Source organism: Telluria sp. BA11 (assembly GCF_056680305.1).
The window spans coordinates 1,703,472-1,716,818 of the sequence record NZ_CM155275.1; the positions used below are offsets into that span (position 1 = coordinate 1,703,472).

Genomic DNA, 13,347 nt, shown 5'->3' on the forward strand with positions numbered 1-13,347 from the left:
ACCCTGACCTGGCCAGGCCTTAGACGCCCACCGCCGGCAGTGTCTGCGCAAACTGCGAGACGCCGTCGAGATTGAACAGCTCGACCTTCATCGCCTTGGTGCGCGGGTCGATATTGACCTCACCAAAGAACTGGTAGCCAGAAAACGGCGAAGAATTCTGGATCACCGGACTTTTCGAGAAAACCGCCGTAGGGCCGAAGGTCTTGTCGAGCACGCCCGGACCGAAGGCGCCGGCATTCATCGGGCCGGCAACGAATTCCCAGAATGGTGAAAAGTTCGTGAACCGGGCCTGGGCCGGATCGTAATAGTGGGCCGCGCAGTAGTGAACGTCGGTGGTGATCCAGACCACGTTGGGGATCGCCTTGATACTGCTGAGCAGGCGCGCCATTTCGAGTTCGCGCCCGAGCGGCACGCCATTGTTGCCGTTGGCGATCGCCTCCCACACGTCTTCACCCCGGACGTTCTTGCCGTCGCCAACATTCAAGCCGATGGGCATGTCGGCGGAAATGACTTTCCAGGTCGCGGTCGAGGCTTTCAGCCCGGCGATCAGCCATTCCACCTGTTCACGGCCCAGGAACGCCGAACTGGCGTCTTCCCCGGTTTGCAGATTGGCGCTGTTCGGACCGCGATACGTACGCATGTCCAACACGAAGACGTCCAGCAGCGGGCCGTGCGAGATGGTGCGATAAATGCGCTGCGGTTCGCTTTGCTTGTAGTAGCGCATCGGCGCATATTCGAGAAAGGCGCGGCGACCACGGGCCGTAAGGGTGGCGATGCTTTTCTCGGTATAGCGTGCGTCCCCCGACAAATCCTTGGCCGCGCTGTAGTTGTTCGTGACTTCGTGATCGTCCCACTGCCAGATCTGCGGTACCTGGGCCGCAAACTTGCGAAAGTTCGCATCCAGCATATTGTAGGCGTGACGGCCGCGGTATTCCTTCAGTGTTTCGGCGACCTTGCTCACTTCTTCGGTGACCACATTGCGCCAGACCTGGCCGTTTTCTGCCGTCACCTGGGCCAGGATCGGCCCATCGGCATAAATCGTGTCGCCGTTGTGGATGAAAAAGTCCGGGTCGCGCAAGCGCATCGCTTCATAGATTTTCATGCCGCCAAAATCGGTGTTGATGCCCCAGCCCTGGCCGCACTGGTCCCCGCTCCAGTGAAACCGCACAGCCCGGGTGCTGTCCGCAGCCGGCGTGGTCCTGAATTGGCCCGAGATGGTTTCGCTTTCGATCTTTGCATTATTGGGATCGACGTAGCGCACGCGCACGAAGACCGTCTGGCCGGCGGGCAAGCCGCTCAGGTCGATACGGCTCGTGAAATCGGTCGCGTCGCTAGCCGTGGGGCCGACGATGCGGCTGGCGTTGCTGAAACGCTCGCTGGTATCGTATTCGACAATCATCTGCGCGGTGCGGTCGCTGCGGCTCCAGATGATCGCCCGTTGATCGGTAATGTCGCCGAACTGTATCCCCGATGGCATCTTCGGGCGTTCCTTGTCACTGACACCGATGGCGGCCTGGCTGCTGCCGCCGCAACCTGCCAGCAGCAGGGAGCCTCCCAACGCCGAACTGCCCACCAATGCCCCACCCTGAGTCAGGAAAGTGCGACGCGAATGCGATGAAGTCATGCCTGCTCCGTTCATGTAAGAGCCGACAAGCTTATTTTTTCAATATGACGTGGGCATGAAATCAACAACCGGATCGCGTCAGTCCTTGTGATCCAGCGCCGGGATGTCGCTCTGACGGTCTGCATACCCCGCCTGGAAGCCGGGCCGCTATTGCGGTGGCCGAAGCGGTCAAGCGTGGGGATCTGGTAGAGATTCTTCAGCCCTACGGCGGTCGCTGCCGCCCGTTTTCCATTCTGTATCCACAAAACCGGCATTTGTCGGCGCGGGTGCGTGCGTTTGTGGATTTCCTGCGGCTGGCGGTCAGCATTCAACATGTTTGACAGGCGGGCCGGTGCAAGTTTTCGTGCATTTTGCGCCGTTCTGCATGTGTAAGATCCATGCTATCGCCATATACCGAAAGACTTGTCATGCTCAATGCACGCCATCTTGCGATGTTCTCGGCAGTATTCCTGACTGCGTGTGGTGGTGGCAAGCACGACAGCGCGCCTGTGTCATCGCCGCCGCCTCCGCCGACGATCGCGCTGGCCTCTTCGGCCGCGTCGATGATCCTCAATGGCTCGGCGGTCGAGATCACGCCAACGCTGACGGGTGTCACGGGGCCGGTCACCTGGTCAGTGATGCCCAAGGCCGGTATTGGCGATACCTTGTACACGGATCCAAACAAGCCGATTGCCGCCTACGCGGCCTCTCTTGATCTGACAACAGACAAGGCGACAATCACGGCCAGCGCAGGCGGCATCTCGAATTCGATTCAGCTGAACCTGAAGCCATCGCCAGTGCCCGTGCCCTGGGTCACCCTGCCGCTCACGTGGACGGTTCTCATCGCCGATCCGTCCCAGCTCAAGGGAGCGCGGCCCGTCGACTCGGCCGCCGATCCATCCGGCACTCTGTACATCGCTTATTCATCCCCCGTGTCGGACATCAAGAAGGTGACGACGGACGGCAACATCACGACCTACGCAAACGTGGCCGAACCACTATCGCTGGCGTTCGGGCCAGACCGGGCGTTGTACGTCGTGGACCGAGTTGGCGCCGCCGCGTATGCAATCCGGCGGATCGCAGGCGACGGTACGGTGACCACGCTGACGCAGACCGCGCCCTATGATGCAGCGACCGGAACGATCGATGGCGCCTCCGGCGTTGCCACCGCGTATACGTTGAAGCTCGCGGTGGCGCCAGACGGCACCATCTACGCAACCGACGGGTCGAGAGTTCGCAAGATCGCGCCAGACGGTGCGTTTTCAACGTTTGCTGGCGGCGGTTGCGAGGCTGTCAGTCCGCCGGGATCGCCCTGCGCCGGCCGCAGAAATCCAGTCGACGGACCTGGAACGCAGGCACGATTCATGGGACCAGCCCAGATCGTCGCCGACAAGGCCGGAAACCTGTACGTCAGCGATGTATTGCTGATCCGGAAGATTACCCCTGCAGGCGCGGTCACGACGCTTGCCGGTCGAACAGACCGGAACTTTGATTTTCTCGACGATGTCGATGGCACCGGCACTGCTGCCTTCTTTGGCAGCAACGGCCCGATGGACATTGATACCGCAGGCAACCTCTACAAGCTCGGCTCCAGAGGGCAGCTGAGGAAGATCACGCCCGCTGGCGTTGCCAGCACGGTGGCGGCCAGTCTGGGCTTTACCGGAGCGCTACCTCAAAACGGCCTCGTCTCGCTCCATGCCGGTACGCCTGGGGTTGTGACACTGATGTCCTACGCTCAGTTAAGCAAGATTCGGGTCGACTGAGGTCCAAATGAAACCCTAGGCAGCCCCGCGCCGCGCTCCCGCCCCACCCCAGGCGCGCACCCGCGCGGCCACATCCTGCGGCGTAATCGACCCCATGCAGGAGCAGGTCGCCGAGTCCGTGCAGCCGGCGCACGGCTGGCGGGCAACCGCCACCTCGGCCAGCGCCCCCAGCGGCGCCCAGCGGCCCGGATCCATCGGCTTGATCGGCGGGAACAGCCCCAGTGTCGGCCGCCCCAGCGCCGCCGACAGGTGCATCGGGCCGGTGCTGCACGCCACCAGGCCATCACAGGTGCCGATCAGCGCCAGCAGTTCATCGAGGTCGAGCCGGCCGCACAGATTGTCCACGTTCGGCAGCGCCAGCAAGGCCGGCGCCTGCGCGGCCAGCAGCACGCCCTCGGCGGCGCTGCCGGTGACGAACAGGCGCATGGCCGGGTCGCTCCCGAGGTCGCGCGCCAGCGCCGTGAAATGGGTCAGCGGCCATTCACGGGCGCTGCCATTCGATTTGGGATGCAGGATGACGTGCCGCCGCCCCGGCGCCAGCAAGGCGTCAACGGCGGCGCGCTGCGGCGCATCCAGCCCGTACAACTGCGGGATCTCGGCCAGCGTCGGCACATGGTCGATGCCCAGGGGGCGCAGCAGCAGAAAGTTCAGCTGCGCCTCGTGCAGGTCGGACTTCGCGCGGCTGAAGCGGGCCAGTCGGTTGCAGGTGAACCAGTGATACACGCGGTGGCTGGTGCCTACCCGGTTGGGCACGCGCGCTGTCTGCGCCGCGCGCGCCAGGCGCCGGTCGGGAAACGCAAAGATCACGGTGTCGTAGTCGCCGTCGGCAAACAGGCGGGCCAGATCGTTCGACGCTTCGAGCGTGATCACGCGGTCGAGATGGCGGCTGTGGCGCATGGCCGGGGCCACGTAGGCACGGCACAGCAGGTCGATCTGCGCCTGCGGAAAGCGCTGCTTGAGGTAGCCCGCCAGCGGCAGCGTCAGGACGACGTCGCCGATATTGTCGGTGCGGCAGATCAGGATGCGTCCAAAGGCCGATCTGCCGTCGGTCGAACGTGCGCTAGTACTCAACGGCGACGTCCTTCGCACCCAGCGACAGCTCCAGCGCCGCCTTGAGCGTATCGGATGGCGCCACGCGCCAGTCGTCGCCCAGTTGCACGGTGAACGGAATATCCTGCGTCTGCAGCCGCAGGCTCACCGGCATCCCGTCATGCACCCGGTGCGGCTGCAGGATCTCGGCCAGGCGCGCCGCGCTGACCGATTTGTCCAGGTCCATCTCGAGCTTGTGGCCGTACTGGATGCGCGCCGTGGCCAGGTCGAACACTTTCTCGGCCGTGATGCGCAGACCGCCGTTGAAGCGGTCTTCGGATACCTTGCCCACCACAAGCAAAAATTCGTCTTCCTTGAAGGCGTTCTTGTTGGCTTCGAAGACTTCGCTGTAGACCGTCACCTCATGCACGGCGGTCTTGTCGTCCAGCGCCACGATCAGGATCTTGCCGCGCTGCGTCATCTGCGTGCGGATGCCCGAGATCACGCCGCACATCATGCGCGGGTCGCGCGACGGCTCGAGGTCTTTCATGCGCGTCTTGGCAAAGCGCCGCACCTCTTGCGCGTACGAGTCGAACATATGGCCCGACAGGTAGTAGCCCAGCGCGATCTTTTCTTCGGACAGCTTCTGGCGATCGGTCCACGGCAGCGCCTTCACGTACTCGGGCGGCGCGACCAGGTCGGCATCGTCACCACCGAACAGGCTGACCTGGTTGATGGCTGCCGCAGCCTGGCCGGCCGCTTCCATCGCGAACGACACGGACGCCAGCAGCACGGAGCGATCCACCCCGAATGCGTCCATCGCGCCGGCGCGGATCAGCGATTCGATCGTGCGGCGGTTGATCTGCTTGCGGTCGACCCGGTTGCAGAAATCGAACAGATCCTTGAACTTGCCGCCTGCCGTGCGCGCGGCGATGATCGCCTCGATCGCGCCCTGCCCCGCGCCCTTCACGCCGCCCAGGCCGTAGCGGATATTGGTGACCGGCTTGCCCGTTTTCGAGCGCGCCTCGCCTTCCGGCGTGAAGCGGAACTGCGATTCGTTGACGTCCGGCGGCAGGATCGTGAGCTTGCAGACTTCTTTTGAATCCTCGACCAGGATCTTGATCTTCTCGGTGTCTTCCATCGCCAGCGACATGTTGGCTGCCATGAACGCGGCGGTGTGGTGCACCTTCAGGTACGCCGTGTGGTACGACAGCAGCGCGTAAGCAGCCGCGTGCGACTTGTTGAAGCCGTAGCCCGCAAACTTTTCCATCAGGTCGAAGATCTCGTCGGCCTTGGCGGTGGTGAGGCCATCCTTGGCCGCACCAGCGCGGAAGATCTCGCGGTGCTCGGCCATTTCTTCGGCCTTTTTCTTGCCCATCGCGCGGCGCAGCATGTCGGCGCCGCCCAGCGAGTAGCCGCCCACGATCTGCGCCATCTGCATCACCTGCTCCTGGTAGACCATGATGCCGTAGGTCTCGGACAGGATCGACTCGGTGCGCGGATCGGGATAGTCGAACTTTTCGCCATGCTTGCGCTTGCAGAAGTCGGGGATCAGGTCCATCGGGCCCGGACGGTACAGCGCGACCAGCGCAATGATGTCCTCGAAGCGGTCGGGCCGCGCATCCTTGAGCATGCCCTGCATGCCGCGCGATTCCAGCTGGAAGATCGCGACGGTCTTGGCGTCCGACAGCAGCTTGTACGACGCGCGGTCGTCCAGCGCCAGCTTGGCGAGATCGAATTCGCTCTCGGCCGGATCGAGCTGCTTGATGTACTTGACCGCGCGGTCGAGGATCGTCAGCGTGGTCAGGCCCAAAAAGTCGAACTTGACCAGGCCCACGGCCTCCACGTCGTCCTTGTCGTACTGCGAGACCACGCCGGTATCGCCGCCAGCCGTGTAGAGCGGGCAGAAGTCGGTGAGTTTACCCGGCGCGATCAGCACACCACCGGCGTGCATGCCGATATTGCGGGTGATGCCCTCGACCTTCTGCGCCAGTTCGAGCAGCGTCTTGACCTCTTCTTCGTTCTCGAGGCGCTCCTTGAGCATCGGTTCTTCTTCGATCGCCTCGGCAATCGACACCTGCTTGCCCGGCTTGAACGGAATCAGCTTGGAAATGCCGTCGCAGAAGTTGTAGCCGAAATCGAGCACGCGGCCGACGTCGCGGATCGCGCCCTTGGCTGCCATCGTGCCGAAGGTGGCGATCTGCGAGACCGCATCGCGCCCGTACAGGTCTTTCACGTGCTGGATCACCAGCTCGCGCTTTTCCTGGCAAAAGTCGATGTCGAAGTCGGGCATCGAGACGCGTTCGGGATTCAGGAAACGCTCGAACAGCAGGTTGTACTTGAGCGGATCCAGATCCGTGATCTTGAGCGCATACGCCACCAGCGAGCCCGCACCCGAACCGCGGCCCGGGCCGATTGGCACGTCGTTGTTCTTGCCCCACTGGATGAACTCGGCCACGATCAGGAAGTAGCCGGGGAACTTCATGTTGATGATCGTTTGATTTTCGAAGTCCAGGCGCGCCTCGTAGCGCGGGCGCTCGCGTTCACGCTCCGCCTCGTTCGGGTACAGCTGCAGCAGGCGGTCTTCCAGGCCTTTTTTGGTTTCGGCGATCAGGAATTCATCGATCGTCATGCCCGGCGTCGGGAAGTTCGGCAGCTGAGGCTTGCCCAGCGTGAGCGTGACGTTGCAGCGCTTGGCGATTTCAACCGAGTTGGCCAGCGCGCCCGGCAGGTCCCTGAACAGTTCGGCCATCTCGGCCTGCGACTTAAAACACATGTTCTCGTTGAAGCGGCGCACGCGCTTGGCGTTGGCCAGCATCTCGCCCTCGGCGATACAGACGCGCGCTTCGTGGGCGATGTATTCGTCCTTGTCGAGGAACTGCACCGGGTGCGTCGCCACGACCGGCAAGCCGAGACGACCGGCCAGCGCCACCGAATGACGCACCTGCTGCTCCTGGTTGAGCTGGCCGGCGCGCTGGATCTCGATATAGAAGTGGCCCGGGAACACGCGCGCCCAGCGCGCAGCATTGGCCTCGGCGCGGGCGATGTCGCCGTTCTCGATGGCCTGGCCGATGTCGCCGAAATGCGCGCCCGACAGCACGATCAGGCCATTGGCCTGCGACTGCTCGGGATTGAGCGTGGACGTGGACGTGGCCAGCGCTTCGAGCCATTCGGCGCGCAGTTCGGCGCGACCCTTGTGCTGGTTGGTGAGCCAGGCACGCGCCAGCAGGTCGCACAGCTGCAGGTAGCCGGTGTGGTTCTTGGCCAAAATGAGCAGGCGGTGCGGCTTGTCGCGGTTGTCGTCGTTGGTGATCCAGGCATCGACCCCGACGATCGGCTTGACGCCCTTGCCGCGCGCCTCTTTGTAGAAGCGCACCAGGCAAAAGGTGTTGGCCAGATCGGTCACGGCCAGCGCCGGCTGCCCATCCTTGACCGCCGCCTTGACCAGCTCGTCAATACGGACCAGGCCGTCGACGATGGAGTATTCGGAGTGGATGCGCAGATGGGTAAAAGTCGGGGAAGTCATCCCCGCATTTTACCGCGCCCGGGCTTCGCGCGGAGGGGCTGGCGGGGTTGGCGGTTCCGGGGGGCGGGTCAGCGTGGCGTTCTCGCCAACGGCAGGCAGTGCCCCATAGCTGCGACGCCCGCGCAGGAATGGCTCTTCGACGATATTGAAGCTGAGGGTGGCCAGCGCCCAGGTGACGGCATAGGCGCACGCAGCCATGAAAGCGGCGTTCAGCCAGCCGATACCGGTCGGGCGCATCAGGCCGACCGCTTCGGCCAGCACGTGCAGCACCGCCATGTGCAGCAGGTAGAACGAAAAACTGATCTTGCCGCCGTGGCTGAGCACGCGCCCGAGCGGGCCCTGGAAACCGGGCTTGAAGGCGACCCAGGCCAGGATCAGCAGCGCCCAGCCGGCGCTTTCGAGCATCGTCCAGATGATCCAGAACGACGCATGCGGGGCGGTCAGGAAGCTGGCGTTGACGTGCATGAGCCGCGTATTCCAGACCACCAGCGCGGCGCTGGCAAGCACCAGGAAAGGCGCCCAGCGGCGCAACGTGGCTTCATGACGCGCGTAGGTCATCGCCGCGATCATGCCGATGATGAACTGGTCGAAGCGCCCGACGAAGGTGCTGAAATACATCAGCGTGCTGTTGGTGTTGACGGTAAATGCCGCTGCCTTGAAGAACAGCAGCAGCACCAGCCAGCCGGCCAGGTAGCGCACGCCCCGCTCCATCGCAAAACGCGCCAGAAACGGGAACACCAGGTAAAACAAAAATTCAAGAGAGATCGTCCAGGCTGCGCCGGTAATGACGGTCTGCGACGTGGGCGGCATGCCGAGATTCGACGCGAAGAAGAACAGCAGGTCTTGCGGCTGGAACTTGTCGCGCGAAATCGACGTGGCCACCAGGAAGATCACCACGTACAGCGGCGCGATGCGCAGCACGCGGTTGCGCAGGAACTCGCCATACCGGATCTGGCGCTGGCGCAGCGCGATCTGCATGAACAAAAAGCCCGACAGCGTGAAGAACAGCCCCACGCCGGTATGGCCTTCGATGATCAAGGAGGTCCACGGATTGACCAGGCCATTGCCGCCAAGGCGGCGATATTCCAGGTGAAAGTGGAACAGGAACACGAGCGTCGCCGCCAGCCAGCGTAGCTGATCGATACGTGGATTGTACTGGATGTTCAATGACCGCATGACATACCCTGGCGCTTGTGCACAATGCAATATAGTAACTGACAAGGTGCCATCGCCGTTGCCTGTATCGACCGGCAATCGTCTTTTTGGGACTGGGTTTTAGGCAGCCACGCCCAATGCCTGAAAAACGGGCAAGCGCGTTGTGTCGAACGCATGCGCCTGGCTGCGCAGCATCTCGATCTGGCGGGCATCGTCCAGCACCGGCTGGCCATCCTTCATGATGCGCTGGCCTTGCGCCTGCAGTGCAGCGGCCGCGAAATCGGCCAGCGCCGGGGTGCTGGCCGCACCAACGCTGCGCGCCAGCAGAAACAGCTGGTCGATGCGGCGCACCGGGAAGCCGCCGCCCGTCACCGGCGAAGCCAGGCAACCGACATCTTCGGCATAGCGCGCCATGGCGCACAGGCGGGTATTGAGCAGGAGTGCGCCGGCCCTGGCAGCGTCGATGGCCTCGTCGGCCTGGGCCGGGTGCAGGTTGCCGGCGCCGGTCAGGAGCATGACTGCCTCGACGATCCGGGTCAGCGTGGCGCCGTGCGGGGCCAGCGTGATTTCAAGTTCGCCCAGACTGTGCGGCCGGTGGTCGGCCAGCGCATCGAGGATCGGGCGGTAGACGTCCTCGTGCAGGTTCGCTTCGCCCAGCGCGCCACTGATCTTGAGCTTGACCTTGGCGGCCGGCGTGGCCAGCACCACCCGCATGGCGCGCAGGCGCTCGGTGCGGTCGGCCGGCGCCAGCCGGCGCGCGCCGCGCACCCAGTAATCGCGCCGGAACAGGCGGTTGACGATGAAGTCACGCGCCGTTTCGCGAAAACCCGCATCCGGGATCGCGGCCAGCAGATCCTGCTGCTGCGCGGTCAGATTCAGCATCGGCACGTGGTCGATGAACTGGGCGGATGTGGCGTAGCTCAGCCGTGCCCCTTCCATCCAGGTACGCATCTGCGCGAACGGCATCGGCTGCCAGTCGCGGTTGAAATATTCGTGCGCCAGATAGCGCCGGTCCTGGCTGCGCAGGCGCTTGAGGTGCTCGGCCACCTGGGGATTGACCTTGCCGTACAGCGCGCCACTTGCGACCAGCCCGTCGACGAAGTCGAGCGCCGCGTCGATGCGCGCTGCCGGACCGATGCCGGGGGGATTGAGGGCCGCGTCGAAGCCGGCCATCAACTCGGTCAGCGGTCCGGTCGCGGCCCAGCCGGGCTGGGTGTTGTAGCTGACGTAGACAACGCCGCCCACCTTGAGCTTGCGCTCGATGAAGCTGGCGATCACGCGGCGGTTGGCGTCCGACACCCAGCTCCAGATGCCGTGCAGCGCGATGAAATCGAACTGCGGCAGATCGGCGCGCTGGCAATAGGCCTCGAAGGCCTCGTCGGACAGATTGGCTGCCAGCGGCAAGTCCTGCGCCAGCTCGCGCGCAAAACCGACCTGGGCCGGATTGAAGTCGGTGCCATGCCAGGCCGCGCCGGCCGCGACCGCATGGATATTGATGCTCATGCCCTGACCAAAGCCCAGCTCACAAGCGGTCTGGACATCCGGCGGGACGATGCCCGCCTCGAGCAGGGCCAGCCGTGCACGCAACGGGTTGAGTTCGGGATAGTAGCCGTAGGTATAGGCTAACTCGGTCATGTAGCCTTCGGACCAGTCGTGCATGGCGTTCCTGTCGGTGATGGAGCAATGCGAGGCACTCTAGCACGGCGTATCCGGGACGCATATGGCGACCTTGCGCGGCCACCCGGTACGGTGTGTTGTTAACGCAAAAACGTCGTTCCTGCCTGCGCAGGAACGACGTTTCCAGTCTGCTGTCAGCAGCGCGCCGGTATTTCTGGCGCGCCGAGCGGCAATCAGCCGCGCTTGTTGCGACGGGTAAATGCCAGGCCAGCCAGTGCCAGACCCATCAGGGCAACGCTGCTTGGCTCAGGCACTTCAGACTCGAGTCCGGTGACGCGCAGATTATTCACGTTCACGCTCAGGCCTTTGTCCAGACCCAGGGTACGAACGCCGATCGTGTTGAACGACGCCAGGTTCGTGTTGCCGGTTGCCTTCAGGTCGGCGCCGGTCAGCGACGCCTTTTCGGCAGCCGTTGCATTGAGCCACATGTCGAAGCGGTTGTAGGTCGTCGAGCCAGCGGCCTTGTACAGGTTCGCGAAGATGTTGTAGGTGGTGCCTGCAACCAGGTTGCTGTTGTTCATGAACGGGCCGCTTTCGCCGCCCAGGCGTGCGAACAGGTCGTTGCTGCAGGTACCGTTACCGCAGTTTGCCTTGAAGCCGACGTTCGGACCTTTGTAGGCTTGGGACAGATTGTTCGAATTGCCGAACCACAGGGCCAGGAAATCGTTGTTGTCGACCGTTGCGCCCGTGTAGGTGAAGTTGAAGTCGATCAGCACGCTGCCGCTCTGGGCTGCCGGCATCACATTGGTGTAGGCAGTGTTGCTGTCCGAGTTGAAGGTCAGCGTTGCAGGAATGGTAGCGGCCGAAGCGGCACCGGCAGTCAGCGAAAGGGCCAGCAGAGCGATATTACGGATCATTGTTGTTTTCCTAGTTGATCAAAGTTTGTACAGCGCAGCCCTCCTATAAGCAAACTTGGTGCCAGGTCGTTACCTACCATACAAATCAATGACTTATTTGATATTCATCAATGCTATGAAGCAATGGTGTAAATCTATTCGACAAGGATATGGCGGGCCGCTGACGGTTGGCGCTTCTGACTGACTTATAATATCGACCTGTCCGTTCACCGCGTTTCTTCTTCTATCGCCATGTCTTCCGCTCAACAGTACGTCAACATCGCCGCCTACAAATTTGTCACGCTCGACGATCTGGAAACCTTGCGCCCGCAGTACCAGGCGCTGTGCAACGAGCTTGCTCTCAAGGGCACGGTGCTGCTCACGCCGGAAGGCATCAATATGTTCTTGTCGGGTACGCGCGAGCACATCGACGCGTACCTGGACTGGGTGCGCAGCGATGCCCGCCTGGCCGACCTGACATGGAAAGAAAGCCTGTCGACCGAACAGTCGCACAAGCGCATGCTGGTCAAGATCAAGAAAGAGATCATCACGATGCGCATGCCGCTCATCAAGCCCGAACTGGGCCGGGCGCCGGCGGTCGATCCCGTCACGCTCAAGCGCTGGCTCGACCAGGGCCACGATGACGACGGCGTCGAGGTCGTGATGATGGAAACGCGCAATGCCTTCGAAGTCGACGTCGGCACGTTCGAGAACACGCTCGACTACCGCATCGACAAGTTCACCGAGTTTCCCGAGGTCGCGGCGCAGCACCGCGATGCGCTGGCCGGCAAGACGGTCGTGACCTTCTGCACCGGCGGCATCCGCTGCGAAAAAGCGGCGATCCACATGAAGGAAATCGGCTACGAGCGCGTGTACCAACTGGAGGGCGGCATCCTGAAGTACTTCGAGGACGTCGGCGGCGCGCACTACACGGGCGATTGCTTCGTGTTCGACTACCGCACCGCGCTCAATCCGAAGCTCGAGCCGACCGAAACCGTGCAGTGCTTCGCCTGCCGCGCCGTGGTGACGCCGCGCCAGCAGTTATCGCCTGATTATGTGTATGAGGTGTCGTGCCCGCACTGCATCGGCAGCAGCAGCGCCGCTGGCCAGGCAGCAGCCGGCGAGGCCGCGGCCTGATTCAAGCCAGCGGCACCACGCCGACCAGGCCCACATCCTCGATGGCGGTGCCGTCGGCACCCACGATGCGCGCGATCCACGCATCGACCACGACCGGGTCGGCCGCGTCGAGCGCGCTTTTGGCATCCTTGACAGTGGCGAGAAATTCCATGGCCAGCTCCAATCCCGTATCGCGGCCGTAGGCTGCCACTTCGTTCGGCGTATCGAGGCGCAGCGTGAAGACAGTGGCCACAGCCGCCTTGCCGTTGAACACGATTGCATCGGCACCAACCGCCGCTTCTGAAATTTCCCTGACCGCGTCGTCGATCGCGATGACCCCACGGTCGATCAGGTCAGCCCAATAGGTGATACCGACGGTTTCGGCGTCGCGCCCGAACAGGTGGTCGTAGATCCTGGTGACCACGGTGCGGCTGTCCATGTGGCTGTAGTTGTCACGGTATTCCTGCGACTCGGCAAAGGAGCGCGAAATATCATCGGGTGTCACCACATTCCCGGCCAGTGTATCCATCCAGTAATCAAGCCCGACAGGATCGGCCGGGCGGCCAAAATAGGCGACGTAGAGTTGCTGGACTTCGAGCGGGTTGACGGCCATGAAGAAGTTCCTCGATTGGTAATAAATTG

General features: G+C 63.0%; 9 protein-coding genes and 1 pseudogene. 3 read left to right on the forward strand and 7 right to left on the reverse strand.

All coding sequences use genetic code 11. The annotated features are described in order from the left end of the window. Nucleotides 1-19: 19 nt before the first annotated feature. Nucleotides 20-1,624 carry an alkaline phosphatase D family protein gene (locus AC1MGT_RS07400; protein WP_499503649.1) on the reverse strand — a complete coding sequence of 535 codons (1,605 nt, stop codon included), beginning with the start codon at nucleotides 1,622-1,624 and terminating at the stop codon, nucleotides 20-22. A 152-nt stretch (nucleotides 1,625-1,776) separates the two neighbouring features. Between AC1MGT_RS07400 and AC1MGT_RS07405 the strand changes: the two are divergent. Further along, nucleotides 1,777-1,944: pseudogene (locus AC1MGT_RS07405) on the forward strand (LysR substrate-binding domain-containing protein); the annotation flags it as partial. 87 nt (nucleotides 1,945-2,031) lie between these two features. Beyond that, nucleotides 2,032-3,366 carry an NHL repeat-containing protein gene (locus AC1MGT_RS07410; protein WP_499503650.1) on the forward strand — a complete coding sequence of 445 codons (1,335 nt, stop codon included), beginning with the start codon at nucleotides 2,032-2,034 and terminating at the stop codon, nucleotides 3,364-3,366. A gap of 15 nt (nucleotides 3,367-3,381) precedes the next feature. On the opposite strand, the gene AC1MGT_RS07415 is transcribed toward AC1MGT_RS07410, so the two are convergent. From AC1MGT_RS07415 to AC1MGT_RS07435, 5 genes are all read right to left on the reverse strand, one after another. Further along, nucleotides 3,382-4,437, reverse strand: coding sequence for a glycosyltransferase family 9 protein (locus AC1MGT_RS07415; protein ID WP_499503652.1), 1,056 nt, complete (start codon nucleotides 4,435-4,437; stop codon nucleotides 3,382-3,384). Further along, nucleotides 4,427-7,921, reverse strand: a complete 3,495-nt coding sequence (dnaE, locus tag AC1MGT_RS07420; RefSeq protein ID WP_499503654.1) for a DNA polymerase III subunit alpha — start codon at nucleotides 7,919-7,921, stop codon at nucleotides 4,427-4,429. The genes AC1MGT_RS07415 and dnaE overlap by 11 nt, the downstream gene beginning before the upstream one ends. Nucleotides 7,922-7,930: 9 nt before the next feature. After that, entirely contained in the window at nucleotides 7,931-9,097 is a 1,167-nt protein-coding gene (locus AC1MGT_RS07425) for an acyltransferase family protein (RefSeq protein WP_499503655.1), read from the reverse strand. Nucleotides 9,098-9,196: 99 nt separating this feature from the next. Further along, nucleotides 9,197-10,735, reverse strand: a complete 1,539-nt coding sequence (locus tag AC1MGT_RS07430) for a methyltransferase regulatory domain-containing protein (protein WP_499503656.1) — start codon at nucleotides 10,733-10,735, stop codon at nucleotides 9,197-9,199. A gap of 191 nt (nucleotides 10,736-10,926) precedes the next feature. Further along, nucleotides 10,927-11,610 (reverse strand): PEP-CTERM sorting domain-containing protein, encoded by a 684-nt coding sequence (locus AC1MGT_RS07435; protein ID WP_499503658.1) that lies wholly within the window; start codon nucleotides 11,608-11,610, stop codon nucleotides 10,927-10,929. A gap of 231 nt (nucleotides 11,611-11,841) precedes the next feature. Between AC1MGT_RS07435 and AC1MGT_RS07440 the strand changes: the two genes are divergently transcribed. Then, on the forward strand, nucleotides 11,842-12,726 hold the full coding sequence (locus AC1MGT_RS07440; RefSeq protein ID WP_499503659.1) for a sulfurtransferase: 885 nt from the start codon (nucleotides 11,842-11,844) through the stop codon (nucleotides 12,724-12,726). Between the two features lies 1 nt (nucleotide 12,727). Here the strand turns inward: AC1MGT_RS07440 and AC1MGT_RS07445 are convergent, their stop codons facing one another. Next, a complete protein-coding gene (locus AC1MGT_RS07445; protein WP_499503660.1) occupies nucleotides 12,728-13,318 on the reverse strand; it encodes a DUF4214 domain-containing protein in 591 nt (196 codons plus the stop codon). Nucleotides 13,319-13,347: the final 29 nt, after the last annotated feature.

What these genes read in the sequence shown, in the direction of transcription:
- AC1MGT_RS07400 (WP_499503649.1), bottom strand. Translation starts at nt 1,624, where the DNA reads ATGACTTCATCGCATTCGCGTCGCACTTTCCTGACTCAGGGTGGGGCA.
- AC1MGT_RS07410 (WP_499503650.1), top strand. Translation starts at nt 2,032, where the DNA reads ATGCTCAATGCACGCCATCTTGCGATGTTCTCGGCAGTATTCCTGACT.
- dnaE (WP_499503654.1), bottom strand. Translation starts at nt 7,921, where the DNA reads ATGACTTCCCCGACTTTTACCCATCTGCGCATCCACTCCGAATACTCC.
- AC1MGT_RS07425 (WP_499503655.1), bottom strand. Translation starts at nt 9,097, where the DNA reads ATGCGGTCATTGAACATCCAGTACAATCCACGTATCGATCAGCTACGC.
- AC1MGT_RS07430 (WP_499503656.1), bottom strand. Translation starts at nt 10,735, where the DNA reads ATGCACGACTGGTCCGAAGGCTACATGACCGAGTTAGCCTATACCTAC.
- AC1MGT_RS07435 (WP_499503658.1), bottom strand. Translation starts at nt 11,610, where the DNA reads ATGATCCGTAATATCGCTCTGCTGGCCCTTTCGCTGACTGCCGGTGCC.
- AC1MGT_RS07440 (WP_499503659.1), top strand. Translation starts at nt 11,842, where the DNA reads ATGTCTTCCGCTCAACAGTACGTCAACATCGCCGCCTACAAATTTGTC.
- AC1MGT_RS07445 (WP_499503660.1), bottom strand. Translation starts at nt 13,318, where the DNA reads ATGGCCGTCAACCCGCTCGAAGTCCAGCAACTCTACGTCGCCTATTTT.